Origin of the sequence: Caballeronia sp. LZ024 (assembly GCF_031451455.1) — a bacterium.
GTDB lineage: Bacteria > Pseudomonadota > Gammaproteobacteria > Burkholderiales > Burkholderiaceae > Caballeronia > Caballeronia telluris.
On record NZ_JARUXL010000004.1, the window covers coordinates 496152 to 522805 of the forward strand.

The following is a 26654-nucleotide window of genomic DNA, read 5'->3' on the forward strand; positions in this document are numbered from 1 at the left end:
TCAGTACAGCCAGCGATATCGCACGCCGTATTCCGTGAAAGGCTGCGAGCGGCCCGAACTCGCGCCCGCATGTTCGTAGTAGACGACCGCCTGATCGTTGCCGAAGACGCTGCCCGCGAGCCCGGCGCGCACTTGCGCGACCCAGCCCTGGTTCGAGTCGTGCACCGGGCCGGCGGCGAAGAAAGGCCGCCAGCGGCGCGTATAGCCGCCGTCGAGATCGTCGCCGACCGAGAACAGCACGCCCGCCTGCGTGAAGGTCTGCGGCATGAACTGCGACGCGGTGAGCGGCACGCCCGCCGGCAGAAGCCTGAGAAGCTGGCCGCCCGGCGTGCCCGACGCGCTGTATTGCCCGTGCGTGAAAACCGCGCGCACCGTGTAGTCCGGATAGCCCGTGCGCAGCTTGTAGCCGGCGCTCAGGTCGTAGACGGCGCCCGTGCCGAGAAACGACTCGTCCTGTCCATAGAAGCGGTCGTATTCGAAGCGGCCGTTCAGGAATACATGCGGATCAGGCCGATACAGAAAGCCCACGCTCGCGAGATTCTTCATCCCGCCGACGATCAGCTGGCTCGTCTCGGTCGCCATCTGATGCACGCCGAGCGCGTAGCTGAAGCTCAGGCTGCGCGTATCGCGCAAGGTGCCTTCGAGGCGGAACGTCGTGAAGTCGTCGAGTGCGTTGCGGCGGCCGAGCGTCGCCTTTTCGCTGTGATCGAGGGCGAGGTTGCGAAACGTCAGGTCGAGCCTGCGATCGTGCTGCGGCACGCCCGGCAGCGACTCGCTGCCGGTCTGGTTGCGCTCGCTGTAGTCGAGCGTAAGCGACTGCGTCGGCGAAAGACGGATGCCCGCGCCGATGCCGCTTTCGGTGAAACGCAGCCCGCCCTGATCGACCACCCGGAAGCGCGGCGCGAGCGCCTGCGCGTTGCGCAGCAACTGCTCGCGCAGCACGGCGTTGACCGTCTCGTCGTCGGGCAGCGCGAACTGCTGTTCGTATGCGTGAGTCTGCACGGCGCCGAAGCGGCCGATCACCGCTTCGGCATCCAGACGGTTCTGGCGCGGCACCCAGTCCGGCTCGGTGTCGAGCAGACGTTCGATCGTCGGCGTATCGCGTTCGGCGAGCGCGATCGTCATCTCGGCGTAGACGGGCCGCGTCGCGCTGTCAATGTATTGCCGCAGCAGCCACACGCGCTCCAGATCGTAGGCTTCGTGCGACTGCGCCCAGCCGAGCGCCGCCTCGCGCGCGACCGCCGAATAAAGACGCTGCCTGCCCGCGATGCGCGCCGCCTCGCTCGCGGGCAAGGCATCGGCGGGCGACGGCGCGGCAGCCGTATCCGGGTCGCGGTCTTCGCGCAGCAATTCGATCAGCACCGCCCGCGACGCATCGCCGCCCCGGAACAGGTCCGTGAGGCCGACCATCCGCGCGCGCAGGTCGGCGCGCTGCGCATCGTCGAGCCTCGGGCTGGCGCTCGCGCGCGCTGTCATCTGGCGGCGCCAGACGGCGTTGCGCACGCGCCAGACTTCGTCGATCCGGCTGTTCAGCTCCAGCGCGTCCGCGTAGCCGAGCGCCCAGAGCGGATCGTCGCGGCGCGTCGCGGCTTGCTTGTGCATCATGTGCAGCGCGGCGCGGCCGTCGCCGAGCCGCAGATAGGCCGCCGCGTAAGGTCCCCACAGCGAACCGTCGCCTTCGGCGTCGCGGGCGTAGCGTCGGAGCGCGGTGCGCAGCTCGGCGTCGCTGCCGCGCTCCGCGAGCGACCACATCAGCGCCGTGCGCGCCTCCGCGTTGCCGGGCGCGAGCGCGAGCGCCGCGCGCACGTCGCGCAACGCGCCGTCCGGATCGCCCGCGTCGCGCAGATACTGCGCCCGCGCGAGCAGGAACGCCGGGCGCCGTTCAGCGGCGGCCCGCTGCGCCGGATCGAGCGACGCCAGTAGCGACGCGATGCGCGCCGTCGCATGCGCGCGCGTGTATTCGTAGACGGCGAGTTCGAGCAGGCGCTCGCGGCCCGTCGAGCGGTAGGCGAATTCGGCGAGCCGCCCCGCTTCGAGCGGCGTGTCGTCGTAGAGGCCGACCATCGACGCCATGTCGTCGGACGACGCCTTCCCGCCCTGCACGAGCGCCTGATAGCCCTCCTTCGCGGCGGCGTCGTCCTGACTCACGGACGCCACCATCGTGTAGAGACGCCAGAAGTCGTCGTCGGCGGGCGTGGCCGCGCGCCGCGCGTTCTTCAGGACCGCGAGCGAGCGCCCGAAGTCCGTGCGCACGTAATACAGGATGCCGAGCCTGAACGCGTACTTCGGATCGGGACCGTAGTCGTCGTTCAGGCGCGTGTAGGTGGAGAGCGCGAGATCGTCGTCGCCCTTGCGACCGGCGAGCGCCGCGTAGCGTTCGAGCATCGCGCGGCGGACCGGTCCGCGCGGCTGGCGGTCGATGCGCGCCTTCAGGAAACGCAGCGCGGAATCGGGGTCGCCGAGCAGTTCGTAGGCGTTCACGACGTGATCGACGCGCTTCATGTCGGCGGGATCGCGGTCGGCTTCGAAGATCGACGCTTCGAGCAGCGCAGCGTCGTCGCCGAGCGCCGGGGCGAGGCGCTCGACCTGCGCCCAGCTGGCGGCGTCGTTGCGTCGGCGGGCGAGGATCGCGTAGTTCTTGAGCGCGACGTCCGGCGCGTGGTTCCATTCGGCGACCTGCGCCAGTCGTTCGCGCCAGACGATCGAATCGGGATCGTGGTCGACGGCGCTTTGCGCGACGCGCTGCGCGCTCGCCACATTGCCGTTCGCGAGGAAGACCTTGAAGGCGAGTTCGTAGTCGTCGTTGTCGAAGGCGGCGCGCGGGGCGCTCCGGTGCGATGGCGGCTCGGCCGAATCCGACGCGATCCGGCGCAGGCCGTAGCGCATGTCTCGCGGACCGGGCGTCCAGACGGCGCGCCTCACGCCGACAGACGGCTTATCGGCAACCGCTTCGCGCCGCGACTCGCCTTCGGCACGCCCGCGCGCGGACATGTCGATGAGCCGCCGCGCGTAACGGTCCGCGAGATCCGGCCGCCCCGCCGCCAGCGCGAGCCGCGTGAGAAAACGCAACGTCTCGCGGTCGCGCGCGAGCGAGCCGAGTTGCTGATCGGCGGCGAGCAACGCTTCGTTCAACCGATTTCCCGCTTGCCACGCCTCTACGCCGCTCAGGAAAAGACGCCGCTCTTCGTCGATGCCGTGCGCCTTCCCGCGCGCCGCGAAGAACGCATCGGCCGCCGCGGCATAGTCGCGCGCGCCGAGCGCAAGCTTCGCGCTCGCCTCCAGCCATTCGCCCGCGCGCGCGGGCTCGGCGTCGGCGAGACGCGCGTAGTAGCGGCCCGCCAGCGCGGCATCGCCGAGCGCCGCGGCCTTCGCCGCGAACGCTTCCAGTTCGCCCGGCGGCCACGGCTTGCCAGCCGCGGCCGTCAGCAGCCGGTCGAGTTCGCGCAGCCGCGCGGCGCGCGCCGGGTCGTCCGGTTTCAACGCGTATGCCTGCGTCTCTGCGAGTTCGATACGCACTTTCAGCGAGCGCGCCTGCGCGTCTTCGTCGGACGACACGGCGAGCCGCGCGAGCAGCCGTTCGGCATCGGCGATGCGTTGCGCCTTCAGATACTGCCGCGTGAGTTCGGTCAGCACTTCGGCGTTGTCCGGCGCGATGCGCAGCCACGCCTCCAGGTACGCGATGGTCAGCGTGTCGGTCTTCTGGCCCTGCAGCAGCCGCTCCTGCAAGCGCTCGCGCGGGAACGCGAGCATCAGCATGAGCATCACGAGCAGCCCGAACGCGGCGATGACGATGGGCGAGAACAACCGCTCGCGATCAGGTTCCGCAGGCGACATCGACGTGGACCGGGTTTGTGTCGGCTAGAGACCGGCGCGACGGCGCGTACTCGGCACGCGTCTGCCGGCCGGAGCCAAGCGTGGCCGGCAGCGCGCGGCCATCGGCGCGGACGCGGCACGCGCGCGTCCCCGCGAGCGAAAAGCGCGGCGCGACATGCGACGCAAGATCGAACGACAGGCCGTTCGCGGTGCGCGTGAAGCGCGAGATCGCGCCGTTCGCGTCGGCGAGATACGGGAGGCTTTGCGCCCGCGCGGCATCGACGGTGCGAAAGCGCGCGTCGGCGCCCGTCAGGTGCACGTAGACGCCGCCCGGTCCCGCGAGATAGCCCGCGACACCTTCGGCGCTGGCAAGCTCCGGCGCGCGCCCCGGCGGCAGCCGCACGGTGCGCAGCGCGCCGCCGCCGTGGACGCGCCAGAAATCGCCGTCTTGCTCGATGCTCATGCGCTCGAAATCGAGCACCTTCTGCGCATATTCCGATGCGTACACCGGCATCAGCGGCTCGGCGAGCAGCCTGCCGTAGACCCGCTTCAACGCCTCGACCGACGCGAACTTGGTGCCGCTGAACATGTGGTAATAGACGTCGACGGGCTTGAAGCGGATCGGCGTTCCGGTCATCTCGAACGTTTCGAGCACGCGCGTGTAGCCGTAATACGGTCCCTGCCAGAGCTGCGTGTACGCTTCTTCGTTCTGGTTCGGCGCGAACACCTGGAAATAGCCGTCCTTGTTCACGCCGAGGGGCGCGATCGCGGTCCAGGTCGGGTCGCTCTTCGTGATCAGCGTGTCGCCGCCGTTCATGTTGTAGACGCCCGCCGCGTCGGCGGCCTGGATCACGCTCGCCGGCACCTGACAGTCGCCGCTCCAGAGCAGTACCTTCACGCGCTTGCCCGGCGGCGCGAGACGGCCGATATAGCCGATCGATCCGCCGATCTCGCGCGCGGTGTCGTACCGGTAGCCGGGAATGTCGATCGACAGGCCGTTGTAGTTCGCGCGGCTGCCGCCTTCGGTCGTGGTGTCTTCGCTGTTCTGCGCGGCGAGGCCGGTCACGCGCATCCATTGCAGCGGATGCGTGTAGGTGTGGCTCGCCATCTCGACGTTCGGCAGCGCAAACATCCGGCGCGCGATCTCGCGCAGGCGCGGCGCGATGCGGCGATACGGGCCATCGTCGGAGACTTCGCCCTCGATCACGGAGACGGTCGTCGGCAGGCCGAATTCGCGGATCACCTCGTAGAGCGCGTCGCCGGAATACTGCGGCGCCTTCGGGTTCATCGCGCCGCCGTCGACCGGATACTCGGCGCGCGACGCGAGTCCGTCGCCGTCGATATGCGTCATCAAGAGACGCCGGCCGTTTTCCGTCGACGGGTCGGGTGCGGGCATGTCGTCGCGCAGGCGCAGCGCCGCCTTGAAGAAGCGGATCGGCTGCACGACCCAGCGCGCCTGATTCGCCATCGGCATGTCGAACACCGCGAACGGCCGCAGCGCGTAGCCGCCCCACGGCGTGATCGCGGCGGCGTCGATGGCGTAGTCGTTGCCGGGGTCCGCCGAAACGAGGCGCAGGAGCGAGCGGCTGTGCGGTCCCGCGCGCACGCCGGTGATGTCGCGCGGATCGGGACGCGGCTTCATTTCGAAGCCCATCATCGCGCCGTCCATCGATTCGACCCGCAAACGTTTGCCCGCAAGGCCTCGAACCGGCTCCAGATCGAGCCTGGCGGCGAGCGCATCGTCGAGATTCACGCCGAAGCTCGTCAGCATCGCGACATGCATGCCGCTGCCGGTCTGCGCGAGCAGCCACGCGCGGAATGCGCCGGCGTCGGGCGGCGGGCCGTCGAGCCAGACGACGATGCCCGCATAGCGCGCGTCGAGCGGCGCGGCGGGCAGCTTCGACACATCCGCGAATTCGACGCGGTAGCCGAGGTAATTGAGCGGCATCGACACATAGCGCACGCCGGGCGTCACGTTCAGATTGGTGCTCGCGGGCGCGTTCTGGACGACGAGGATCGTGCGGGCGAGCGCGCCCGTCCGCGCGTTCTGCTGCGGCGCGTCGCCAGGCGCGCTCGCCGCGCCGACGCCGACCGTGCTCAACGCGCCATCGGTGACGTAGGGAATCAGGCCGTCCGCGCCGATTTTGGCGGCGGTTTCGCGCGCGCAGCGCCGGTCGGCGGGCGCGCAATAGTCGATGGCGAGCACCGGCAGGCCGTACTGCTCGCGCAGCGTCTTCGCCTGCGCCATCAGCCAGTCGCGATCCGCCTGCGGCACCGCGACGTATTGCTTGCGCGCCTGATTCCAGCCGCGATAAAGCGACTCGAACGCGACCGCATACGCGAGATCGTGGACCTGCGGCATCAGTTCGAAACCGCGGTTGAAGATGAGCCGCGCGTCGGGATAACGCGCCTTGATCGCGCGGATCACCGCGACGAGGCCGGCTTGCTGCCGCGCGCGGGCGTCGTCGGAATGCGCGGCGAGCTGGTAGGAATCGAGCGTATCCAGGAAAAAGCCGCGATAGCCTTTGTCCCACAGCGGCGCGATCACTTCGTCGACGAAAAAGCGAGGCCAGCCGTCCGCCGATTGATCGACGACATGCGATTGCCACGCCGCATTGCCGCCCACGAGCCAGGATGGCGGGATCTTCCGATAGTACGAACGCGACGGCGTCACCTCGCCGACGCTCACATACGCGAACCATTTGGACGCATCGGCGGATTGCGCTCCTTGCGCGCGCGGATCGAAGCCGCTGTCCGGCTCGACGACGACCGCGTCGAACGCGGACAATTGCGCGGCCGGCACCTTCGCCCCGTAAAAAAGCGCGATCGACGGCGGGGCCGACGGATCAGCGCTCGCGCACCACGGCAGGAGCATCGCCGCGAAGGCGGAGAACCACGCCAGCGCGACGGCTTGCATCCGGCGGCAGCGCTTATCGCACACGCGTGCGCGGCGCGAAGACCGCATCAGTCGACCGGGCGGCACTGTGCGCCGCCTGCTTCCCCGGGCATCGGGCGCGAGCCCGGCTGCTTCGGCGATGCGTCTGTGCTCGGGACAGCCGCTCCCGAACGGATCTTGTTGAAAGTCATCTATTGTTCTCGGTTTTTCAAGCCCGGCGCTCACGTACTCGGAACCGGGATTGACTCAGACTGGTGCCAAAACCGTCTTAAGACACGAAGCGACGAGGCTCCGGTAGCAAGTGCCGTACCGCGCCGCGTCGATGCGCAAACCTTTCCCGTCAGCGGCACATGGTTAGGCGCAATGCTTGGTTGGGCCGGGCGGCGGGCGTCGCTACCATTTGGGCTCGCCATGTCACCGAACGCCGATGTCCATCTATCTCGACGACGCCCAACGCCGCGACATCCACCGCCTGCGCGCCTCGTGGCGCTGGCGCAGTCAATGGCCGACGTGGCTCTTGATCGCCTGCGTGTACGGCGGGTGGTTCGCCGTCGCGCTCAATGCGCGCACGCTTGGCATGCCGCTCGCGCTCGGCGCGCTGGCGCTGCTGTCGTGCTGGTACATGTCGCTGCAACACGAACTGCTGCACGGTCATCCGACGCGCTTTCCCCTCGTCAACGCGCTGTTCGGCATCGCGCCGCTCGCGGCCTGGTTTCCGTATGCGGTGTATCGCGAGTCGCATCTGCGTCATCACGACGATGCGCACCTGACCGATCCCGCCCGCGATCCCGAGAGCTTTTTCGTGTCGGCCGAGCGCTGGGCGCGCGCCGGAACCTGCCTGCGCGCGCTTTTCGCCATCCGCAACACACTGCCCGGCCGCATGCTGATCGGGCCCGCGTTCGCGATCGTGGGGACGCTGCGCGGCGCGGTATCGTCGATGGCTCGCGGGGACTGGCGCGCCGCCGGCAGTTGGGCGCTGCACGGCGTGTTGCTCGCCGTGCTGATCGACTGGCTCGACAGCCGCTGCGGTATCGGCTGGTTCGCGTTTCTGTTCGGCATCGGCTATCCGGCGCTCGCGCTGGGCGCGATCCGCTCGTTCCAGGAGCACCGCGAGGCCGCCGATCCGGCCGCGCGCACCGTCATCAACGAAGCGGGCGGGTTCTGGCGGCTGCTGTTCCTGAACAACAACTATCATTTAGTCCATCACGATTTGCCGCACGTCCCGTGGTTCGCACTCCCCGGCATCTACGCGAAGGCGCGCCCGGCGTACCTGAAACGTTGTAACGGCTTCATGTACGAGGGTTACTCGGCGATGGCGCGCCGCGTGGCGTTCGCCGCCGTCGCGCATCCGGTGCAGGTGCGGACATCGGCCGGCATCCCGCTTCGCCCGGCGCGCGCCGGCACGCACGCGACGGCCGCAGGCATCGCCGCCATCGTGCGCGCGGTCCAACCGAGGAAGCCATGTCTGCCACCGAGCCCTGGACATGCCCGACGTGCGCCATCCGCGTCGCCAGCCCGTTCTGCCCACAATGCGGCGAGAGCCCTCTTCGGCCGCCAGACCTGACGCTGCGCGGGATCGGCGCGAAGCTGCTGCACGCGGCCACGAGCATCGACGGCAAGCTGGTTCGCACGCTCTGGCTGCTGTTGCGTCATCCGGGCCGGTTGACGGTCGCGCATCTGAACGGCCAGCGCATGCCATACGTGCCGCCGTTCCAGTTGTTTCTCGTCGCGAACGCGTTTTTCTTCGCGATGCAATCGCTGACCGACACGCAGATCTTCGGTTCGACGCTCGACTCGCATCTTCATCATCAGGACTGGAGTCCGCTCGCGCAGTCGCTGGTGGCAGAACGCGCCGAGACATGGCGGATGGACGCGGCGCAGTACACGCTCCTTTTCGACCGCGCCGCCGTGCTCAACGCGAAGTCGCTGATCATTCTGATGGTCGTCCCGTTCACGCTGATGTCGTGGCTGCTCCTGCTGCGCGCGGGCAAGCCGTTCGTCGCGTTCTTTTATTTCTCGCTACATCTTTACGCGTTCCTGTTGCTGCTGTTTTCGCTCGCGCTCGCGATCGCAGCCATCGACGTCCGGCTGGGCGGCGCCGGTCTCGGCTCGCCCGTCGTGGACAAGATTCTCTCGATCGTCAATCTCGCCGTGTGCGGCGGCTATGCATTCCTGGCGCTGGAGCCCGTGTTCGGGTCGCGGGGAATCGGGCGCGTCGTGAAGGCGGTCGCGATGGCGCTCGCCGCGGGCGTCATCGTGCTCGGCTACCGGTTCGCCATTTTTCTGATCACGCTTTACACCGCGTAACCGGCGCGAGCGCGGGACTATACTGCGCCTCCAACGCGGAGAGGCAGAGGAATACGCGCCGGCATGTCATCGCGCCATCGCCCCGAAACGAAGCCGAGAGCCCATGAACTGGATCGCCGCCCTGCCGATGTACAACGTGACGCCCGATCTCGCCTCGGACTGGCGCGCGCTGCTCGCGCACGTCGGCGCGCGGCTCGAACCGTGGCTCGCGGCTCGCGGCGATTCGCTCACGCTCATCGAGCCCGACGAGCCGCTCGAACGCTTCTGGCTGCGCGACGATCTTCTGCTGTCACAGACCTGCGGTTATCCGCTGGTTCGCGCGCTGTCGGAGCGGGTTCGCGTGATCGCGACGCCCGCGTTCGGCATCGACGGCTGCGCAGACGGCAACTATCGCAGCGTGCTCGTGACAGGCGCGCATGTCGACGCGACGACGCTCGCGCAGTGCCGAGGCCTGCGCGCCGCCTTCAACGACGACGACTCCAACAGCGGCATGAACCTGTTTCGCGCGGCCGTCGCGCCGCTCGCACCCGGCAAGCCGTTCTTTTCCGCCGTGCTGCGAACGGGCGGCCATTTGCAATCCCTGCGCGCGCTCGCGATCGACCGCAGCGCCGACGTCGCCGCCATCGACTGCGTGACGCTCGCCTTCGCGCGCGACCGGCTGCCTGAACTGGCCGATGGAATACGCGAGATCGGCGTGACGCAAAGCGCGCCGGGCTTGCCGTTCATCGCGTCGAAGGCAGTGCCGGCGGAAGCGGCCGCCCTTCTCGCCGACGCGCTCGACGACGCCGTCCGCGCCGATCCCGCGCTCGCGCGCCGGCTGAAACTCACGGGCTTCGTGCGCCGCCCGGCGAGCGACTACGCCTCGATTCTCGACATCGAGCGCGCCGCCGTCGCGCAAGGTTATCCGGTGCTGGCATGATCGCCAGCGCCTTCGGAAACGTCCCGCGAATAACCCTACACCCGGTGTAACGGGCACGTTTTCCCGACTTTCGGCACAATCGGCTTTTCATCCGGCGTCGCAAGACGCGCCTCGCAATCTGCACACGCCCATGCAATTCGCCCCGCGCGCTCCGACGCCTCCAGACACCGGACCCGTCGAATGATCCCCTTTTCAGTACTCGATTTATCTCCGATTCCGGCGGGCGCTACCGCCGCCGACGCCTTTCGCCATTCGCTCGACCTCGCGCAGCACGCCGAACAATGGGGCTATCTGCGCTACTGGCTCGCCGAGCATCACAACATGACGGGCATCGCGAGCGCGGCCACGTCGGTCGTGATCGGCCATATCGCGGGCGGCACGAAGACGATTCGCGTCGGCTCCGGCGGCGTGATGCTGCCGAATCACGCGCCGCTCGTGATCGCCGAGCAGTTCGGCACGCTCGCCTCGCTGTATCCGGGCCGCATCGACCTGGGACTCGGCCGCGCGCCCGGCACCGACCAGACCACCTCGCGCGCGCTGCGCCGCGACCTGCAAGGCAGCGCGGACTCGTTCCCCGACGACGTCGTGGAACTGCAGCGCTATTTCGCCGATCCGGTTGAAGGCCAGCGCGTGCGCGCCGTGCCGGGCGCCGGGCTGAACGTGCCGATCTGGCTGCTCGGTTCGTCGCTCTTCAGCGCGCAGCTGGCCGCGGCGCTCGGCCTGCCGTTCGCCTTCGCGTCGCACTTCGCGCCGGACTACCTGCTCACCGCGCTGCAGGTGTATCGCGCGCAGTTCCGTCCATCGAAGACGCTCGACAAGCCCTACGCGATGGTCGGCGTGAACGTGTTCGCCGCCGATCGCAGCGACGACGCGGCGTTTCTCTTCTCGTCGTTGCAGCAGCAGTTCATTAACCTGCGGCGCGGCACGCCCGGCCAGTTGCCGCCTCCGACGCGCGACATCGCGTGGAGCGAGACGGAGCGCGCGGGCGTCGAGCATTCGCTCGCGTGCTCGGTGGTCGGCGATCCGGGCGAGGTCGAAGCCGGACTGGCCTCGCTGATCGACCAGACACAGGCCGACGAACTGATCGTGACGGCGCAGATCTTCGATCACGCGGCGCGGCTGCGCTCGTTCGAGATCACGGCGCAGGCACACGCGGCCCTCGCAGCGCGTTGAGGGCAGGCGCGCAAAGCCGCGATCGTCGCGCGCCGCGCGCATCCTCGATAATCCGCGCGCCTCTGGACGCGCGCGGATTTGGCAAGCAATAATGGAATCGTCGCCGGCGCGTCCGATTGACGCGGGCTGCGGGCGCTGTGTCTGTCGCGTGCACGTTTTGCGTGCGCGTTTTGCGTGTGACGTGGCACGAGGCGCGCGCGAGAACCATCACGTCGATCACCGGAACGGAGAATGTCGATGCCAAGAGGTCCCGCCACAGGATCGATGACCTTGCTGACGGAATGCGATGAAGCGACCGGTCAGGAACTGCGCACGCTGCGGCTCGTGCCAGCCGACGACGGCAAGGCCGTCCTCCTGATCGAAATCGACGAGCGTAAAGCCGGCATTCACCGCGAAGTGCGCTATGAAATTACGGCGGCGGAATTGATCGCGGCCATTCGCGCGCACGGCGCCGAATTGCCGGGTGAACAACATAATCGTTAAAAGGATTTAGCGATTACAATAAGCGGCATACAATAGAAGGGTTCGAGGTTTCGAAGCGCCCTGGCATCGCTGGCCGGCTTCCCGGATTCCGCAAGAGCACCCTGACGTGTCTTCTTTACGCGCCTGTCCTTCGCAACGTCCGCCAGCCATAGCCGAAGCGCCGCCGTCCCCTCATCGCGTTCTCAGGGAATGACGGCATTGCGGTATTACACTAATTGACGTGCGGTTCGCCGCGCGCCACGCTTTGTAAAAATCATTTAACTCATCGAACCGCCCCGGTCCGCGCGGGATATCGGTTCGCCTTCCAGAAAGTAATAAGCTGAATCAGGACAGCCGTGGACGAAAGAAAGAGAGACAGCATCATTGCCTATTTGCGTGGCCGAATGGTCGAGTTCGGCATAACCGAAACGGCGCTCGCCGAGGCCCTGGCCGAAGCAAACGTGGCAGCGACTCCCCTCCCCCCAAAGACGAACGGCACGAAGCGGCTGATGCCGCAATTGCCCTCCGTGCCGCACGCCGGCAACGGCGCGAAGCCTGCGTTCATGAACGCGAGCGGCGACACGTGGGACGGTATTGGCGACATGCCCGAGTGGCTCAAGCGCGCGGTGCACGCCGGACAGGACATCGAGTTCTACCGGGTCTGACAGCGAGTCCGAACGCGCGCGACAGGCCGCCGCGCGCGCGCCGCGCGTGGGGCGATGCTAGGCGACCGCTTTTTCCGCGCGTCCCGCGTCCTCGCGTGCATGCTCGTACACGCGCGCGCGCTCCGTCGCGGCGATGAGCCGCTTCTGCTTCATCGTCGCGTTCTGCAGCGGCGACGATCCGACCACCGCGGCATATTCCCCGTTGCGGCACCGGCGAAAGCGCTGAAAGAAATCGGGACCCGGCAGGCCGTTGTCGCACGCAAGCAGCACGCCGTAGTCGACCGACGAGACATCGGCGAAAGAACGCACCGCCGCCTCCAGCACACGATAACGCTCGGTGAGCGGCACCGTGCGCTCGAACATCGCGTGGAACTTCACATAGGGCAACACACCTTCGTTCGCCGCGGCGCGCGTCAGGGCGCGGGTGATGCGTTCGGTCATCGGGGTGTCCATGAAGGCTCCTTTCATAGGATCGAGTCCGGGTTTGCGTGCGCGGATTCGCGCGCACTGATGTTGAAAAGCGGACCGGTTCGCACGAAACGGGTGCCTGTGTGCGTCGCCCGCCGGACCCGGGCGAATCTGTCCGCATGACGCGGCGTGCTCACGGCGCGCGCGCTCGAACGTCGCGCTGAGCGAATGCAGCACGGCGTTTCCTTTCGGGCGGTTATGCGCCTCGAATTCGTTGACCCGGCGCAGTCCGCAGAAACCGGCGTCCTGGCGACCTTCCCGGCCCACGTGATAACCGGCCCGAGGCCGACCGATGTCGCGAAGTTCCAGCCGCCCAACGTGATGCCCCGGGTCTTGATCAGGTTTGCCTGCGAATAGACGGCGGTGTAGGTGAGCCCCGCCGTGATCGTGCCCGCTACCGGCAAGGTTCTGCTCGAACCGAGCGAGCCTTCGTAGTAGATGATTGCGAGCGTCACGATCCAGTCCGAGGCGGGCGGCACGACGCCCGCCTCGGGCGTCGGTTGCATGCCGGTGATCGGCCGCCCGACGCCGCCTTCGGTCGCGCGAACCGGCATCGATGCCGCCAGCAACGCGCACGGGCCGGCGATCGCGAGTGTCGCGCGGCGAGCGCGGTTCGGCGATACGCGACGTCGCGTTCGCTTCGACCCGTTTCCGAAAGCGCACGGCGAAAAAGGCGGGACTAATAGGCCGAAATGACCGGCGAGGTGTCGATGGAATATCCGAGCGAATGCGTCGCACATTAAAAGTGCTTCGGCGAAATAGGCCGCTAGTCGACACCGCGTCTTTACCTCGCTCCGACGATCCATTTCAAGCAATCCTTTGCGTTGGTCCTAACGGAACATCGAAAAAAAGCGCGAGAAATCTCCCGCCCTTTGCGTGCGCGATTATAAAAACGCTCGATACGGATTACGCTGGCGGACTCGGCCGACAGATCGAATGACAGGACGCAAATGTCCGCGCGGTTTCGACTGCCGAGTCTGGCTCGCGGGCTGCTAGCAAGGGAAAGCCATACACGTTCCTCGGAAAACGTGGGCGGCGCGCGAAGCCGCGGTGGCGCGGATGAGTGCCTTACAAAGAGCTTCTTTGTCTCCTTTTACAGATGCTAACAAACGTTTTTTGTCCATGCCAAGAACATTTTTATTACTGCACCAAAAAATGCAACACGAGCGCCGCCAATTTCATTCTCCGAATTCTTTAGACCGATTCGATCCGACGTCCCTGCCATAGGAAAAAGAAAATCGAATTACAAGGGAAAAATTTTGACTGCTTTTTCCCAAATCGACGAGAAAACGTATATTGATACATGCTGTAAGGGAGTTCGAGGTTTTGGCATCGGAAAACGGATTGTGCTTTCCACGAACGGTCTCGATCCTGACGGTTGCGGCAGTTGCGCGACACAGGGAATCAGCCGCTTTCCTGCGATCACAACGACGAGTGCGCAGATGCTTTCCCGACCAGAAAACCTTCCGAGCGTCGTCCGGAGAATGACAGCCGGGCAGATGCTGCTCGACGGCGCGTCGGTCGAAGCCGTCGCCGAGCAGTTGCATCTTTCTACGCAGACGGTGAAGCGCTATCAGGCGATCGTGTCGGCGGGCGGGCTCGAAGCATTGCAGAAGATGGGCGTCGGCGGCCGCTCCTCGGTGCTCGATCAGGAGGCGCTCGAATGGATCGCGTCGGCCCTCAAAGGACCGGCGCGCGCGCATGGCTTTGAAAGCGACGCGTGGACCAACGCTCGTCTGCGCGCGTTGATCGAACGACGTTATGGCGTGCGTTTTTCGCGCGTCTATATCTGGCAGATCGCAACCAATCTCGGTCTCGGACACCTGCTGTCGAAGTCGCGGCGCTAGTCGCGCCGCCCCAGACGCCTTCTCACTCAAGCAAGGAGCAACGCATGTCACTTCAAGCTCAGTCACGTGTCCTGCATACGGCCCTCGTGCGCGCCGCCGCTTTCACCGCAATCGCGCTCGCGCATCCGGTCCTTGCACAGGACGCGGCATCGGGCGCGGCGGTCGACGCGCGCGGCGCCGCGGCGGTCGCCGAGGTTCAGGCGCATGTGGTCGGCATCGATCCGGCGACCAACAGCGTGGCGCTGCAGGGGCCGCAAGGACGCATCGTCGAGGTCGCGGTGAATCCCGAAGTCGGTGACGTGAAGAAACTGCAAATCGGCGATACGGTCAACATCCAGTACCGGAACGCGCTCCTCGTGCGCGCGACGAAGGTCAAGTCGACGGGGATTCGCGAACGTGTCGACACCGAGGCCACCATTCCCGCTTCGGGCGGCGTGGCCGCTACCGCTCGCAGCGTGCAGATTCTCGCGACGATCCAGAAGATCGATCCGAAGAAGCGCCTGATTACGTTGCGCGGGCCGAACCGCACCGAAGTGTTCGAGCTTTCGCCAGATGTGTCGCTCGACGGGTTGAAGACCGGAGATACCGTGCGGGCGGAGTTCGTGTCGGCGACGGCGATACAGGTGTTGCGTGGGGGGTCGACGGTGAAGTGAGGGGAGTTGTCCACAGTTTTCGTTCATAACTCTGTGGACAGCTCGTGCGCGAACGAGCCAACACGCTGATCGGCAAGGGTTTAATCACGTGCCGCCTGCAACCAGCAGCGAACAAAAAAAAGCGCAGCGACCGACATGGCCGCTGCGCTTTCCGCCAAGCTCAACCTCAGAAGTTGAAGTTGTCGATATTAGCCGCATCGAACGTGGTCGGCGGCCCGAGGATCACCTCGCCGCTCTTGCCGACCGTCCGCTTGCCGAGCTTGCCCGCTTCGAACGAATCACCCTCCTTGCCGGTGATCTTGCCCGACGCCAGGTTAGCCGCCGCGAACGCCGCGAGATAACCGAGCTGGCCCGGGTCCCACAGCTGGAACGCCTTCACGGTGCCGTTCTTCACGAACGCGCGCATCTGGTTCGGCGTGCCAAGTCCGGTCACGACGACCTTGCCCTTCGCCGGCGACGACTGGATGTAGCGTGCCGCGGCCGCAATCCCGACCGACGTCGGCGCGACGATACCCTTGAGGTTCGGATACGCCTGCAGCAGACCCTGCGTCTCGACGAACGACTTCTGGTCGTCGTCGTTGCCGTATGCGATCTTCACGAGCTTGAGCTTCGAATACTCGGGCTTCTTCAGTTCCTCCTGCATCCACTTGATCCAGGTGTTCTGGTTCGTCGCATTCGGCGTCGCCGACAGAATCGCGAACTCGCCCTCACCGCCGACGAGCTTCGAGAGCAATTGGATCTGCCCACGCCCGATAGCTTCCGAATCCGCCTGATTGACGAAGATCTGACGGCCGTCCGGTGCAGTGTCGGAGTCGAAGGTCACGACCTTGATGTTCTGCGACATCGCCTTCTTCAGATAAGGCACCACCGCGTTGGCATCGTTCGCGGCGATCACGATCGCGTCCTGCCGCTGCGTGATGAGCGTGTTGATGTACGAGACCTGCGAAGACGCGCCCGCATCCGACGGGCCGACCACCTTGCCCTGCCCGTTCATCTCCTTGATCGCGGCCATGCCGCCGTCGTCGGCGATCACTTCGTAAGGGTTGTTGATCTGCTTCGGCAGGAACGCGATCTTCAGACCGCTCTTCAAGTCGGCGGCGTTGGCGGTCATCGCGACGCAGGCCGCCAGTAGCGCGGCCGCGAGCGCCGGATGGCGGATCGAGCGTAATGGTTTGAACATGGCCTTGAGTCTCCTGATGTCGCGCGCGGCCTCGCTAAACGCGAGCTCTTTGACGCGCGTGGTTATGAAACCTGCGTTAAAGCGTCTGAGTCATGAAGCGCTTTTCCCGTGCCGCACGGAAGCGCGCAACGAGATTCGGTATCAGCACCGACGACAGCAACAGCGCGCCGGTCACGATGGTCAGCGTTTCGCTCGACACGTCCGCGAGCGTCAGCGCATTGCGCAACACACCGATGATAAGGAGCGACAGCAGCACGCCGATCATCGACCCGCGTCCGCCGAAGATGCTCACGCCGCCGAACAGCACGGCCGCGATCACGGAGAGCTCGAAGCCTTCGCCATTATCGCCGCGAGCGCTCGTGAAGCGAAGCGTATAGACGACGCCCGCGAGTGCCGCCATCGCGCCGGACAGCATGAATAGCCTAAGCTTCGTCTTAGCGACATCAATGCCGGAGAACTGCGCGGCCACCGGATTCGCGCCGATCGCATAGAGGCTGCGACCGAACGGCGTCGCCTGCAACAGCACCGTGAAGACGATCGCACCGACGATCACGAGGATGAACGGCATCGGCAGGAACGTGGCCGCGATGGTGTCGATGCCGAATGCCGTGTACGCGGCGGGAAAATCCGCAATGGCCTGATCGCCGAGCAGCACATAGGCGAGCCCGCGAAAGAGTGCGAGCGTGCCGATCGTGACCGCGAGCGACGGCAGGTTGAACCGCACGATCACGAGCCCGTTGACGAGCCCCGCGAGCGTGCCTGCAACCAGCACGATCGCGATGACGAGCGGCATCGGCAGGCCCATGTGCCATAACACGCCCATCAATGCGCTCGAAGCGCCGAGCACCGACGCCACCGACAGATCGATCTCGGCGGCGATGATGATGAGCGTCATCGGCAAGGCGATCAGCGCGATCTCGGTGAAGTCGGCGAGCATGTTCGAGAGGTTCGCCGACGACAGGAACATCGGCGAGAGCACGCTTCCTCCGGCGAGCGAGACGAGAAGCACGATCGCGAGCATCGCTTCCCACTGGAGGTGGCGGCGCCTGGTCGTGGAGAGAGCGGAATCGGGTTTAGCCATGATCGCGTTTCCTCATCATGCGTTTGGCGACGGAGCGGGCAAGCAGCGTATCGAGCGTGATGGCCGCGACGATCAGGAGGCCCTGGATGGCCTGCTGCCAGAACGGCGACACGCGCAACACCACGAGCGCGATGTTGATCACGCCGAGGACAAGCGCGCCGAGCGTCGCGCCCATCACGGTGCCGACGCCGCCCGTGATCGCCACGCTGCCCACCACTGCGGCGGCGACCACCTGCAACTCGATGCCCTTCGCCGTGCTCGCATCGACGGTGCCGAAGCGCGCGAGCCAGAGCACGCCCGCGAGTCCGGCGATCGCACCGGAGAGCAGAAAGCCGATCATCACGCGGCGTTCGACGCCAATGCCGGCGAGCCGCGCGGCCTCCGGGTTCGAGCCGATCGCGTAGTGCTCGCGTCCGCCGCGATACTGCCGCAGATAGATGGCGAGGGCGACGAGCACGACGAACGCAATCAGCACGAGATTCGGAATGCCCAGCACCGATCCGGTGGCGATCAGCGCAAACGATTCGGGAAGACTCGTCGCGTTGATCTGGCCGCCGTGGACCCACGCGTAATCGGCGCCGCGCACGATGTAGAGCGTCGAGAGCGTGGCGACGAGCGAGGGCACGCGGCCGAACGTGACGAGCGCGCCATTCAGCGCGCCGATCGCGAGACCGATGCCGATGCCTGCGAGCATCGCGAGCACGACGGGCATGTGCGGAAACATCACGAACAGGCTGCCGACCGCATACGCGCTCACGCCGACCACCGACGCCACCGAGAGATCGATGTGCCGCATCAGCATCACGACCGTCATGCCCGCCGTAAGCAGGCCGATGATCGAGACGTTGAGCAGCACGTCGCGCAAGTTCTGGAGATTGAGGAACTCCGGCTTGACGGCGGCTGTCGCCGCGACGAGCGCGATCAGCACGACGAAGAGCGTGGCCTCGCGGCTCTTCACGAGTCCCGCAACGGGATTGGGCCGCTTGTGCTTGGGTGCATGCATCGCGGGCATCGTAGATGAGTGTCGTGTCATGCTGCGCGTTCCAGATGCGGGGATGCACCGAGCGCGGCGCTCATCACCCGTTCCTCGTTCGCATCAGCGCGCGCGATGTCGGCGCTGATGCGGCCTTCGTGCATCACGAGCACGCGGTCGGCCATGCCGAGCACCTCGGGCAGTTCGCTCGAAATCATCAGCACCGCCATGCCTTCGCGCACCAGATCCGCGAGCGTGCGATACACCTCGGCCTTCGCGCCGACGTCGATGCCGCGCGTCGGTTCGTCGATGATGAGCACCTTGGGATTCGTCGCGAGCCACTTGCCGATCACGACCTTCTGTTGGTTACCGCCGGACAGCGTGCCCACTGGCGCATCGAGATCGCTCGCTTTGAGGCGCAGGCGCTTGCCCCAGTCGGCGGCTAGCGTCGACTCGCTCTTCGCCGAGATGAGACCGTGTTTCATAAGCCTGCCGAGCACCGTGAGCGACGCGTTGCGCGCGATGCTGAGTTCGAGCGCGAGACCCTGCGCGCGACGATCTTCCGGCACGAGCGCAAGGCCCGCGCGGACCGCCGCCGCTGGCTTGCCGAGAGAGAGCGGCTTGCCCGCGATCTTGACTGTGCCCGCGTCGACCGGATCGATGCCGAAGATCGCGCGCGCCACTTCGCTTCGTCCCGCGCCGACGAGTCCCGCGAGCGCGACGATCTCGCCCGCGTGGACATCGAACGAGATCTTGCTGAAGACGCCTTCGCGCGTAAGACCGCGCACCGACAGGCGCACTTCGCCGCGATCGACATCGGCCTTCGGATAGAACGTGTCCAGATCGCGGCCGACCATCTTGCTGACGATCGCATCGATGGTCATGTCAGCGGTCAGCGCGTCATGCACCTTCACGCCGTCGCGCATGATCGTCATGCGCTGCGTGAGCGCGAACACTTCGTCGAGCCGGTGCGTGATGAACAGGATCGCGACGTCGCGTTCGCGCAGCGCGCGCACGATGGCAAAGAGCCGCTCGACCTCGGGCAGCGAGAGCGCTGCGGTCGGCTCGTCCATGATCAGCACGTTCGCATTGAGCGACAGCGCCTTCGCGATCTCGACCACTTGCTGGTCCGCAATCGACAGGCCGCGCACGAGCCGTTCCGCGCGCAGGTTCACGCCGAGCGTCGAGAGCAGCGTATCGACTTCGCGGTTCATCTCGTCGTAGCGAATGCGGCGCAGCCCGTCACGCGGCTGCCGGCCCATGAAGATGTTCTCGGCAATCGACAGGTCGGCGAACAGCGTCGGCTCTTGATAGATCACGGCGAGCCCGGCGTCGCGTGCCTCGGCGGGATTCGCGAAGCGCCGCGCGATGCCTTCGACGAGCAGTTCGCCCGTATCCGGCTGATGCACGCCCGCGAGAATCTTGACGAGCGTCGACTTGCCCGCGCCGTTCTCGCCGAGCAGCGCATGCACTTCGCCGGACAATAGCGCGAGACTGCCGTCGCCGAGCGCGCGCACGCGTCCGAACGACTTGCTCGCATGCCGAAGTTCGAGCCTCGGCGTTTTCGTGTCAGTCATGCTGTCTCCATGCAAGCCGTTACGTCATTTAAATCCGGTAGATACGTTCCGCATTGCGTCGGAACAGCGCTTCCTTTTCGCTATCGGTTGCATCTGCAACTATCGCTGCATACGCGCGCCACAACGCGCCATACGAACCGAACAACCGGTCGACCGGAAAGTTCGACGCAAACATCGCGCGCTCGCAACCGAACGCATCGATCGCTTCCAGGACATATGGCCGGAAGCTCTCGACGGTCCATGCATGATCGAACATCGCGAGCCCGCTGATCTTCACCGCGACGTTCTCGCAGGCGGCGAGCGCGCGCATGCCGCCGAGCCAGGCGCGATAGCCCGCAACCGACGAACGGTCGACGAACATGCCCGCATGGTTCACGATGAACTGTGTGTCGTGATGCTCGCGTGCCAACGCGGCGGCATCGTTCATCTGAGACGGATATAGTTGCATATCGAACGACATTGAATGGCGTTTCAGCAAGCCGAAGTTTCGACGCCACACCGCCTCGTGCATGAAATGACGGCCGCCGTAGTCGTAATGCGGATTCTCGTGCACATTGAGAATCTGGCGAATGCCGCGCGTGTTACTGAACGCCGCATGCGCTTCCAGCAGCGCCTCTGCGTTATTGGCCGAAAGATCGGCGTATGCCACGATGCCGTTCGGCATGCCGCGCCCTTCGCCATCGGCGATGCCTTGCAGCCAGCGTGTTTCCTCAACGGGATCGGCCGGATCGTGATTCGCATCGACGTGCACGAGCTTCAGCACTTCAATGTCGCCGGCATCGCGCAGCAGATCGCCGATCAGGTAATCGTGCTGCAACTCGCGCGCATCGCCGACGAACGACGTCTGCGGATTCGCGAGCCACGGATAGTGATGCGTCTTCAAATCCCACAAGTGAATATGCGGATCGACAACCTGCATGGCGGTGTCCTCGTGCGGTTCGAAAGCGCCGGCGATTCAGGGAAGATGAAAGACAGGCACGAGCGGTGTCGACACCGGCGAGTTGTCCGGGTTCGTCGCCATCAGTTCCGCCATGTAATCCCACCATTTGCGCATCACCGGCAGCGCCGGCAGCGCATCGGTCGAATGCGACGCTTCGCGCTTGAATGTCGCGAACAAATGTCCGGTCGATTCGTCGAGAAAGATCCAGTAATCGCGGATGCCGGCAGCGCGAAGCGCCTCGGCAAGCTCAGGCCATATCTGGCGATGACGCCGTTCGTATTCATCGCGCATGCCGGCTTTAAGGGTCATTCGAAACGCAAGTGTCTCCATGGCGGCCTGCCCTTTGGATGGTTATGTGATCGTTGAAATCAGGTGCGTCCAGGCTCTTGTGCTGCGACTATAATGCGCCGACCGATAACATCACAATCCGATTGCAGGATTGGCCGATCGCAAAACCGTATCGCCCAGGCGTCTCGCGATGAACGAAAACATCTCCCACGCACTCGTCAACCGTCTGAAATTCAAGCATCTCGCGCTACTCGTCGCGCTCGACGACGCACGCAACCTGCATCAGGCCGCGGACGCCATCAATGTCGCTCAGCCGAGCGCGAGCCGCATGCTGTCCGACATCGAGGAAGCGTTCGGCTTCCAGCTGTTCGAGCGCAACGCGCGCGGCATGCAGCCGACGCCGCTCGGCACCGCGACGCTCGCCTATGCGCGCCGCTCGCTCGCGGACCTAACCCGCTTCGCCGCCGACCTTGAGAGCAAGCGGCGCGGCGGCCACGGGCAACTGACGGTCGGCGCGATCATGGGCGCCGCGCCCGACGTGCTCGCGATGGCGGTCGCCGAACTGAAGTCGGAACGGCCGCTGCTCAACGTGCGCATTCTGGGTGAAACGAGCGATCAGGTCGTGCAACTGCTGCACCGCCGCGAAGTCGATCTCGCGCTCGGCCGGCTCACGACCCCGCTGCAACACAACGACTTCGACTTCGAACCGCTCGCGCGCGAAGCCATGCGGCTCGTGGTGCGCGCGAAGCATCCGCTTGCCGCAAAGACGCCGCTTGCACTCGATGCACTGATCGCCTGGCCGTGGATTCTCCAGCCGATCACGAGCCCGGCGCGCGGCCTGTTCGAAGAGGAACTCGCGCGGGCGGGGCTGACGTCGCCATCGAACGTGGTCGAATGCGCGTCGATCTTCGCCACGCTGCAATTGCTTCAAAACAGCGAAGCGGTCGCGATGCTGCCCGAATCCGTCGTGCGCGATTACTTGCGTGCGCAACTACTGGTCGAGTTGCCCGTCGAGATCGGCAAGAGCCTGTCGGGCTTCGGCTTGTTGCGTCGCAAGCAGGAGACGCTCTGCGAGCCCGCCGAATACTTCATCGCCTTGTTGCGCAAGTATTCGGCGAGTTCGCTCATTGCAGGTTGACGAACAGCCCGCCATCGACGAGCAGCGCCGCGCCCGTCACATAGCGCGCGCGGTCGGACGCGAGGAACACGACGCACTGCGCGACATCGTCCGGCTCGCCTAAGCGGCCAAGCGGGATACGTTTTTCCATGTACGCGCGCTTTTCGCTATCGGAGAGATCATCGGCGTTGAGGTCGGTCGCGATGGTGCCCGGCATCACCGAGTTGCAGCGGATGCCATAAGGGCCAAGCGCGATGGCGCACGACTGCATCAGCGAATGTACGCCGGCCTTGGTCGGCGTGTAATGCGTCTGCATGCCGCCGCCAACGAGCGCGCTGATCGAACTGGTCGCGACGATCGCGCCGCCCGTGCCTTGCGCCTTCATCTGGTTGGCGACCGCCTGCGTCACGTAGAACGCACCGTTCAGGTTGACCGCGACAGTCGTCTCGTAGACGGACGCAGGCATGTCGAGGAACGCATGAAACGGGCAGATGCCTGCGTTGCTCGCGAGCACGTCGACATGGCCGAACGCTTCGACGGTACGCTCGACGAGTCGCACGCCGGTTTCCTTCTCAGCGACGTTGCCTTCTATCGCGATCACGCGGCGACCCAGCGCTTCGATCTCGCCGACCACTTCCTCGACCGCCGACAAGCGGCCGTAAGACTTGTCGTTATCGCCCCAGTAGTTGATGGCGATGTCCGCGCCCTCTTTGGCGCTGGCGACGGCGATCGCGCGGCCGATGCCTCGCGACCCGCCGGTGACGATGACCACTTTGTTCTCTAGCACGGGCTTGCCCCTCAATCGTGTGTGTAAGGCCGGACGAGCGCACAGTCGGGATTGAGCCGCACCCCGAAACCGGGCGTCTCCGGCACCTTCATGCGGCCGTTCACCGGCACCGGCTCGTCGAGCAAAAGCGGCGTGAACATGGGCACGACTTCATCGGCCTTCGGCGCCATCATCAGGAACTCCGCGAACGGCGAGTTGTGCCGCGTCACCACGAAGTGATAGCTGTACACCGAGGACCCATGCGGCACGACGAGCACGTTATGGGCATCCGCGAGCGCGGAAATCTTGATCAGCTCCGTGATGCCGCCGCACCAGCCCACGTCCGGCTGGACGAGATCCGCACAGCCCATCTCGAACAACATCCGGAAGCCCCAGCGCGTCGCCTCGTGCTCGCCCGTCGTCACCATCATGCCGCGCGGCACCGAGCGGCGCAGTTCGGCGTAACCCCAATAATCGTCAGGAGGAAGCGCCTCTTCGATCCACTTCAGCCCATGCTCGTGCGCCGCCGACGCCAGGCGCTTCGCATAGTTCAGATCGAGGCTCATCCAGCAGTCGAACATGAGCCAGAAATCATCGCCGACTTTCGATCGCATGTCGGCGAGCTTCGCGATGTTCTTCGCGAGGCCCGCTTCGCCCTCTGCCGGCCCATGCTGCAAGGGCATCTTGCCGCCGATGAAGCCCATCTCCTTCGCGAGATCGGGACGCGCGCCCGTCGCGTAGAACTGCAGTTCGTCGCGCACCGGGCCGCCGAGCAGATGAAACACCGGCTCCTTCCGAACCTTGGCGAGCAAGTCCCACAGGGCGAGATCGACGCCCGAAATCGCGTTCAGCACGATGCCCTTGCGGCCGTAGTAAAGCGTCGCGAAGTACATCTGGTCCCACATCTTTTCGATGTCGGTCACGCGCTGGCCTTCGAGAAACCGCGCCAGATGTTTCTCGACGATGAACGCGCCCACTTCGCCGCCCGTCGTCACCGCGAAGCCGACGGTGCCGTCGCTCGCCTCGATCTCGACGACGAGCGAGCCGAGCACGTTGATCCCGAACGACTGCCGGCTTTGCCGATACTCGGGATAACGCGCCATCGGCGTCGAGATGTGGTCGTCGATCCAGTGGTCGGCGCCCTGGTCGTGGTAATCGGCGCCGCCGCCCCGCACGGTGAAGGCGCGCACTTGCCGGATGGTTGGCATGGACATGATCTGACTCCGTTGAATGTTCTGGTTATGACGCTTTCGCGGGCTTGGCGCGGGCAAACTCGGCAGCTTTCGGCTGGCGCACGAACACGACGATGACGAGCGCTGCCAGCACGCTCGCCGTGCCGAGCGCGACGAGCCCCGCGCTCTTCGATGCATACGCGGCTTCGGACGCCGTGCGCAGCATCGGCGCGACGAAGCCGCCGAGGCTGCCGAGCGAATTGATGAGCGCAATGCCCGCCGCGGCCGCGGCGCCGGCGAGATAGCGCGTGGGGAACGTCCAGAAGAGCGGCTGCGCGCCGATGAAGCAACTCGCGGCAAAGCACAGCGCGATCATCGACACGACCGGCTGGCTCGCGAGCCCCGACACGGCGATGCCCGCGCCCGCGACCAGCAGCATCAGCACGGCGAGGCGCCGGTGCAGGCCGCTCGCGTCCGCATAGCGCGGCACGATCCACGTCACGACGACGGCGCAGATCCACGGGATCGACGTGACGAGTCCGACCTTCAGCCCCACCTTCGCGCCGAGCAGCGCGGACACCTGTTGCGGCAGATAGAAGATCACGCCGTAGACGGCTATCTGGATCAGGAAATAAACGGTCGAGAGAATCAGCACGCGCACGTCGATCAAGGCCGCGAGCACGCTGTGCGGCCCATGCGACGAAGCAGTGCGCGCATCGCTTTCGATCCGCGCACTGAGCAGCGTGCGCTCGTCGGACGTGAGCCAGCGTGCTTTCGCCGGCTCGTTGTCGAGATACCAGAACGCCCACACGCCGACGATCGACGCGAGCCCGCCTTCGACCAGGAACAGCCACTGCCAGCCCGCGAAACCGAGCGCGCCATGCAGGTCGAGCAGAAGGCCCGAGAGCGGACTGCCGAAGATGAATGCGAGCGGCGCGCCGAAGTAGAAGACGCCGAGCGCGCGCGCACGCGCCGACTGCGGAAACCAGCGCGTCAGGTAATAGACGATGCCCGGAAAGAAGCCCGCCTCCGCCACGCCGAGCAGAAAGCGCAGGACATAGAACGTGGTCGTCGAATGGGCGAAGGCCATCGCCGCCGAGACGAGTCCCCACGTGACCATGATCCGGCACATCCACAGCTTCGCGCCCACGCGATGCAAGAGCAGGTTGCTCGGCACCTCGAAGAGCGCATAGCCGACGAAGAAAATGCCCGCGCCGAATGCGAACGCGGCGTTCGAGAGCCCCGTGTCCTGCTGCAGCGCCTTTTGCGCAAAGCCGATGTTCGCGCGATCGAGAAACGCGAGCACGTACATCAGGAGAAGAAAAGGCAGCAGACGACGCATGACCTTCGCGGTCACCGCGTCCTCCGCGGGGTGCGGATCGCTCATAGGTTGTCTCCGGTATGCTTGTCCCGCGCCGCGCCTAGTAAGTGGCGCGTCCGCCCGACAGGTCGAACACGGCGCCCGTGCTGAACGCGCAGTCTTCCGACGAGAGCCAGAGAATCAGCGACGCAGCTTCCTCCGGCAGCAGAAAGCGGTTCATCGGAATCTTGGAGAGCATGTAGTCGATGTGCTGTTGCGACATCGAATCGAAGATCTCGGTCTTTGCCGCGGCCGGAGTAACCGCGTTGACGAGGATGTTCTTCGTCGCGAGTTCCTTGCCGAGCGACTTGGTGAGACCGATCAGCCCCGCCTTCGACGCGCTGTAGTGCGACGCGTTCGGATTGCCTTCCTTGCCCGCGACGGAAGCGATATTGACGATCCGCCCGTAGCCGTTCTTCAGCATGTGCGGCACGATCGCGCGACACGTGAGAAACGGGCCGATCAGATTCACGTCGATGACGCGCCGCCACACGTCGGGCGCGAGTTCCCACGTCGTGCCGTTGCCGCCCGTGATGCCCGCGTTGTTGACCAGCACGTCGATCTTGCCGTGCGCGGCGAGCGTCTTCTGCACGGCGGCCTCGACCGATGCCTCGTCGGTGAGTTCGACCACCGTCGCGCTGACGCTCTTCGCGCCGTCGAGTTCGTCGGCGGCGCGCTGAAGGCGCTCCGCGTCGATGTCCCAGAGCGCGACCTGCGCGCCCGACTTGAGCGACCGTTGCGCAACCGCATAGCCGATGCCGCGCGCGCCTCCCGTAATCACCACCGTGCGTCCTGCCAGATCGACCTGGTTCATCGTGTCTCCTTGTCCTGTTGTCTTCACGAGTCAAGCCACTATAGTGAAGTGGCAATAGCCGGACAATTCGACTTGATGATGACGCGATAACGAAAGTGGATCGTTAGCGCGACGGCGGCCGCGCCCCAAACCGGCGTGAGCGGACGGATTGCTCTGACCAAAGCGCGCGCATCGGCACGAGGC

General features: G+C 65.7%; 23 protein-coding genes. 9 read left to right on the forward strand and 14 right to left on the reverse strand.

The genetic code is table 11. The features are described from left to right. Positions 1 to 3834, reverse strand: a complete 3834-nt coding sequence (locus tag QCE48_RS24435; protein ID WP_309782827.1) for a tetratricopeptide repeat protein — start codon at positions 3832 to 3834, stop codon at positions 1 to 3. Then, on the reverse strand, positions 3815 to 6730 hold the full coding sequence (locus QCE48_RS24440; RefSeq protein WP_309782829.1) for a bifunctional glycoside hydrolase 114/ polysaccharide deacetylase family protein: 2916 nt from the start codon (positions 6728 to 6730) through the stop codon (positions 3815 to 3817). The genes QCE48_RS24435 and QCE48_RS24440 overlap by 20 nt, the downstream gene beginning before the upstream one ends. 406 nt (positions 6731 to 7136) lie before the next feature. Here QCE48_RS24440 and QCE48_RS24445 point away from each other — a divergent pair, with 406 nt between their 5' ends. The 6 genes from QCE48_RS24445 (at position 7137) to QCE48_RS24470 (ending at position 12235) form a co-directional block, all read left to right on the forward strand. Continuing rightward, positions 7137 to 8273 (forward strand): fatty acid desaturase, encoded by a 1137-nt coding sequence (locus QCE48_RS24445; RefSeq protein WP_309782830.1) that lies wholly within the window; start codon positions 7137 to 7139, stop codon positions 8271 to 8273. Further along, a complete protein-coding gene (locus tag QCE48_RS24450; RefSeq protein ID WP_309782831.1) occupies positions 8171 to 9016 on the forward strand; it encodes a DUF3667 domain-containing protein in 846 nt (281 codons plus the stop codon). The genes QCE48_RS24445 and QCE48_RS24450 overlap by 103 nt, the downstream gene beginning before the upstream one ends. Before the next feature lie 103 nt (positions 9017 to 9119). Continuing rightward, positions 9120 to 9935 carry a PhnD/SsuA/transferrin family substrate-binding protein gene (locus QCE48_RS24455; RefSeq protein WP_309782833.1) on the forward strand — a complete coding sequence of 272 codons (816 nt, stop codon included), beginning with the start codon at positions 9120 to 9122 and terminating at the stop codon, positions 9933 to 9935. A gap of 180 nt (positions 9936 to 10115) precedes the next feature. Beyond that, positions 10116 to 11108 carry an LLM class flavin-dependent oxidoreductase gene (locus QCE48_RS24460; protein WP_309782835.1) on the forward strand — a complete coding sequence of 331 codons (993 nt, stop codon included), beginning with the start codon at positions 10116 to 10118 and terminating at the stop codon, positions 11106 to 11108. Between the two features lie 237 nt (positions 11109 to 11345). Continuing rightward, positions 11346 to 11591 (forward strand): hypothetical protein, encoded by a 246-nt coding sequence (locus QCE48_RS24465; protein ID WP_309782836.1) that lies wholly within the window; start codon positions 11346 to 11348, stop codon positions 11589 to 11591. Between the two features lie 335 nt (positions 11592 to 11926). Beyond that, the gene (locus tag QCE48_RS24470; protein ID WP_087629577.1) at positions 11927 to 12235 is read left to right on the forward strand and encodes an H-NS family nucleoid-associated regulatory protein; all 309 of its coding nucleotides are present in this window, start codon (positions 11927 to 11929) and stop codon (positions 12233 to 12235) included. Between the two features lie 57 nt (positions 12236 to 12292). On the opposite strand, the gene QCE48_RS24475 is transcribed toward QCE48_RS24470, so the two are convergent. Together QCE48_RS24475 and QCE48_RS24480 are read right to left on the reverse strand one after the other, a co-directional pair. After that, positions 12293 to 12688: a hypothetical protein gene (locus tag QCE48_RS24475; protein WP_309782838.1), complete on the reverse strand. Its 396-nt coding sequence runs from the start codon at positions 12686 to 12688 to the stop codon at positions 12293 to 12295. An 11-nt stretch (positions 12689 to 12699) separates the two neighbouring features. After that, positions 12700 to 13257 (reverse strand): hypothetical protein, encoded by a 558-nt coding sequence (locus tag QCE48_RS24480; protein WP_309782840.1) that lies wholly within the window; start codon positions 13255 to 13257, stop codon positions 12700 to 12702. An 888-nt stretch (positions 13258 to 14145) separates the two neighbouring features. Between QCE48_RS24480 and QCE48_RS24485 the strand changes: the two genes are divergently transcribed. Together QCE48_RS24485 and QCE48_RS24490 are read left to right on the forward strand one after the other, a co-directional pair. Beyond that, the gene (locus QCE48_RS24485; protein ID WP_309782841.1) at positions 14146 to 14550 is read left to right on the forward strand and encodes a helix-turn-helix domain-containing protein; all 405 of its coding nucleotides are present in this window, start codon (positions 14146 to 14148) and stop codon (positions 14548 to 14550) included. A gap of 44 nt (positions 14551 to 14594) precedes the next feature. Then, positions 14595 to 15203 carry a copper-binding protein gene (locus QCE48_RS24490; protein ID WP_309782843.1) on the forward strand — a complete coding sequence of 203 codons (609 nt, stop codon included), beginning with the start codon at positions 14595 to 14597 and terminating at the stop codon, positions 15201 to 15203. 166 nt (positions 15204 to 15369) lie between these two features. Here QCE48_RS24490 and rhaS read toward each other — a convergent pair whose 3' ends face one another. From rhaS to rhaM, 6 genes are all read right to left on the reverse strand, one after another. Further along, a complete protein-coding gene (gene rhaS, locus QCE48_RS24495; RefSeq protein WP_309782844.1) occupies positions 15370 to 16383 on the reverse strand; it encodes a rhamnose ABC transporter substrate-binding protein in 1014 nt (337 codons plus the stop codon). Positions 16384 to 16459: 76 nt separating this feature from the next. Continuing rightward, the gene (locus tag QCE48_RS24500) at positions 16460 to 17464 is read right to left on the reverse strand and encodes an ABC transporter permease (protein WP_309782845.1); all 1005 of its coding nucleotides are present in this window, start codon (positions 17462 to 17464) and stop codon (positions 16460 to 16462) included. Continuing rightward, the gene (locus tag QCE48_RS24505) at positions 17457 to 18497 is read right to left on the reverse strand and encodes an ABC transporter permease (protein ID WP_404982097.1); all 1041 of its coding nucleotides are present in this window, start codon (positions 18495 to 18497) and stop codon (positions 17457 to 17459) included. Before QCE48_RS24505 ends, QCE48_RS24500 begins: the two co-directional genes overlap by 8 nt. Then, on the reverse strand, positions 18494 to 20014 hold the full coding sequence (locus QCE48_RS24510; protein ID WP_309782846.1) for a sugar ABC transporter ATP-binding protein: 1521 nt from the start codon (positions 20012 to 20014) through the stop codon (positions 18494 to 18496). Before QCE48_RS24510 ends, QCE48_RS24505 begins: the two co-directional genes overlap by 4 nt. 28 nt (positions 20015 to 20042) lie before the next feature. Further along, on the reverse strand, positions 20043 to 20933 hold the full coding sequence (locus tag QCE48_RS24515; RefSeq protein WP_309782847.1) for an amidohydrolase family protein: 891 nt from the start codon (positions 20931 to 20933) through the stop codon (positions 20043 to 20045). 36 nt (positions 20934 to 20969) lie between these two features. Then, positions 20970 to 21284, reverse strand: a complete 315-nt coding sequence (gene rhaM, locus QCE48_RS24520; protein ID WP_309782848.1) for an L-rhamnose mutarotase — start codon at positions 21282 to 21284, stop codon at positions 20970 to 20972. A gap of 148 nt (positions 21285 to 21432) precedes the next feature. Between rhaM and QCE48_RS24525 the strand changes: the two genes are divergently transcribed. Beyond that, a complete protein-coding gene (locus QCE48_RS24525) occupies positions 21433 to 22380 on the forward strand; it encodes a LysR family transcriptional regulator (protein ID WP_309782849.1) in 948 nt (315 codons plus the stop codon). Here the strand turns inward: QCE48_RS24525 and QCE48_RS24530 are convergent. The 4 genes from QCE48_RS24530 to QCE48_RS24545 are packed head-to-tail and all read right to left on the reverse strand — an operon-like array spanning position 22367 to position 26471. Next, positions 22367 to 23146 carry an SDR family NAD(P)-dependent oxidoreductase gene (locus tag QCE48_RS24530; protein WP_309782851.1) on the reverse strand — a complete coding sequence of 260 codons (780 nt, stop codon included), beginning with the start codon at positions 23144 to 23146 and terminating at the stop codon, positions 22367 to 22369. The two genes, QCE48_RS24525 and QCE48_RS24530, sit on opposite strands and share 14 nt — an antisense overlap. Before the next feature lie 11 nt (positions 23147 to 23157). After that, a complete protein-coding gene (gene rhmD, locus QCE48_RS24535; RefSeq protein WP_087629587.1) occupies positions 23158 to 24339 on the reverse strand; it encodes an L-rhamnonate dehydratase in 1182 nt (393 codons plus the stop codon). A 25-nt stretch (positions 24340 to 24364) separates the two neighbouring features. Further along, positions 24365 to 25684, reverse strand: a complete 1320-nt coding sequence (locus QCE48_RS24540; protein WP_309782853.1) for an MFS transporter — start codon at positions 25682 to 25684, stop codon at positions 24365 to 24367. 34 nt (positions 25685 to 25718) lie between these two features. Next, on the reverse strand, positions 25719 to 26471 hold the full coding sequence (locus QCE48_RS24545) for an SDR family NAD(P)-dependent oxidoreductase (protein WP_309782854.1): 753 nt from the start codon (positions 26469 to 26471) through the stop codon (positions 25719 to 25721). Between the last annotated feature and the right edge of the window lie 183 nt (positions 26472 to 26654).

What these genes read in the sequence shown, in the direction of transcription:
- QCE48_RS24435 (WP_309782827.1), bottom strand. Translation starts at nt 3,834, where the DNA reads ATGTCGCCTGCGGAACCTGATCGCGAGCGGTTGTTCTCGCCCATCGTC.
- QCE48_RS24440 (WP_309782829.1), bottom strand. Translation starts at nt 6,730, where the DNA reads ATGCAAGCCGTCGCGCTGGCGTGGTTCTCCGCCTTCGCGGCGATGCTC.
- QCE48_RS24445 (WP_309782830.1), top strand. Translation starts at nt 7,137, where the DNA reads ATGTCCATCTATCTCGACGACGCCCAACGCCGCGACATCCACCGCCTG.
- QCE48_RS24450 (WP_309782831.1), top strand. Translation starts at nt 8,171, where the DNA reads ATGTCTGCCACCGAGCCCTGGACATGCCCGACGTGCGCCATCCGCGTC.
- QCE48_RS24455 (WP_309782833.1), top strand. Translation starts at nt 9,120, where the DNA reads ATGAACTGGATCGCCGCCCTGCCGATGTACAACGTGACGCCCGATCTC.
- QCE48_RS24460 (WP_309782835.1), top strand. Translation starts at nt 10,116, where the DNA reads ATGATCCCCTTTTCAGTACTCGATTTATCTCCGATTCCGGCGGGCGCT.
- QCE48_RS24465 (WP_309782836.1), top strand. Translation starts at nt 11,346, where the DNA reads ATGCCAAGAGGTCCCGCCACAGGATCGATGACCTTGCTGACGGAATGC.
- QCE48_RS24475 (WP_309782838.1), bottom strand. Translation starts at nt 12,688, where the DNA reads ATGGACACCCCGATGACCGAACGCATCACCCGCGCCCTGACGCGCGCC.
- QCE48_RS24480 (WP_309782840.1), bottom strand. Translation starts at nt 13,257, where the DNA reads ATGCCGGTTCGCGCGACCGAAGGCGGCGTCGGGCGGCCGATCACCGGC.
- QCE48_RS24485 (WP_309782841.1), top strand. Translation starts at nt 14,146, where the DNA reads ATGCTTTCCCGACCAGAAAACCTTCCGAGCGTCGTCCGGAGAATGACA.
- QCE48_RS24490 (WP_309782843.1), top strand. Translation starts at nt 14,595, where the DNA reads ATGTCACTTCAAGCTCAGTCACGTGTCCTGCATACGGCCCTCGTGCGC.
- rhaS (WP_309782844.1), bottom strand. Translation starts at nt 16,383, where the DNA reads ATGTTCAAACCATTACGCTCGATCCGCCATCCGGCGCTCGCGGCCGCG.
- QCE48_RS24500 (WP_309782845.1), bottom strand. Translation starts at nt 17,464, where the DNA reads ATGGCTAAACCCGATTCCGCTCTCTCCACGACCAGGCGCCGCCACCTC.
- QCE48_RS24505 (WP_404982097.1), bottom strand. Translation starts at nt 18,497, where the DNA reads ATGACACGACACTCATCTACGATGCCCGCGATGCATGCACCCAAGCAC.
- QCE48_RS24510 (WP_309782846.1), bottom strand. Translation starts at nt 20,014, where the DNA reads ATGACTGACACGAAAACGCCGAGGCTCGAACTTCGGCATGCGAGCAAG.
- QCE48_RS24515 (WP_309782847.1), bottom strand. Translation starts at nt 20,933, where the DNA reads ATGCAGGTTGTCGATCCGCATATTCACTTGTGGGATTTGAAGACGCAT.
- rhaM (WP_309782848.1), bottom strand. Translation starts at nt 21,284, where the DNA reads ATGGAGACACTTGCGTTTCGAATGACCCTTAAAGCCGGCATGCGCGAT.
- QCE48_RS24525 (WP_309782849.1), top strand. Translation starts at nt 21,433, where the DNA reads ATGAACGAAAACATCTCCCACGCACTCGTCAACCGTCTGAAATTCAAG.
- rhmD (WP_087629587.1), bottom strand. Translation starts at nt 24,339, where the DNA reads ATGTCCATGCCAACCATCCGGCAAGTGCGCGCCTTCACCGTGCGGGGC.
- QCE48_RS24540 (WP_309782853.1), bottom strand. Translation starts at nt 25,684, where the DNA reads ATGAGCGATCCGCACCCCGCGGAGGACGCGGTGACCGCGAAGGTCATG.
- QCE48_RS24545 (WP_309782854.1), bottom strand. Translation starts at nt 26,471, where the DNA reads ATGAACCAGGTCGATCTGGCAGGACGCACGGTGGTGATTACGGGAGGC.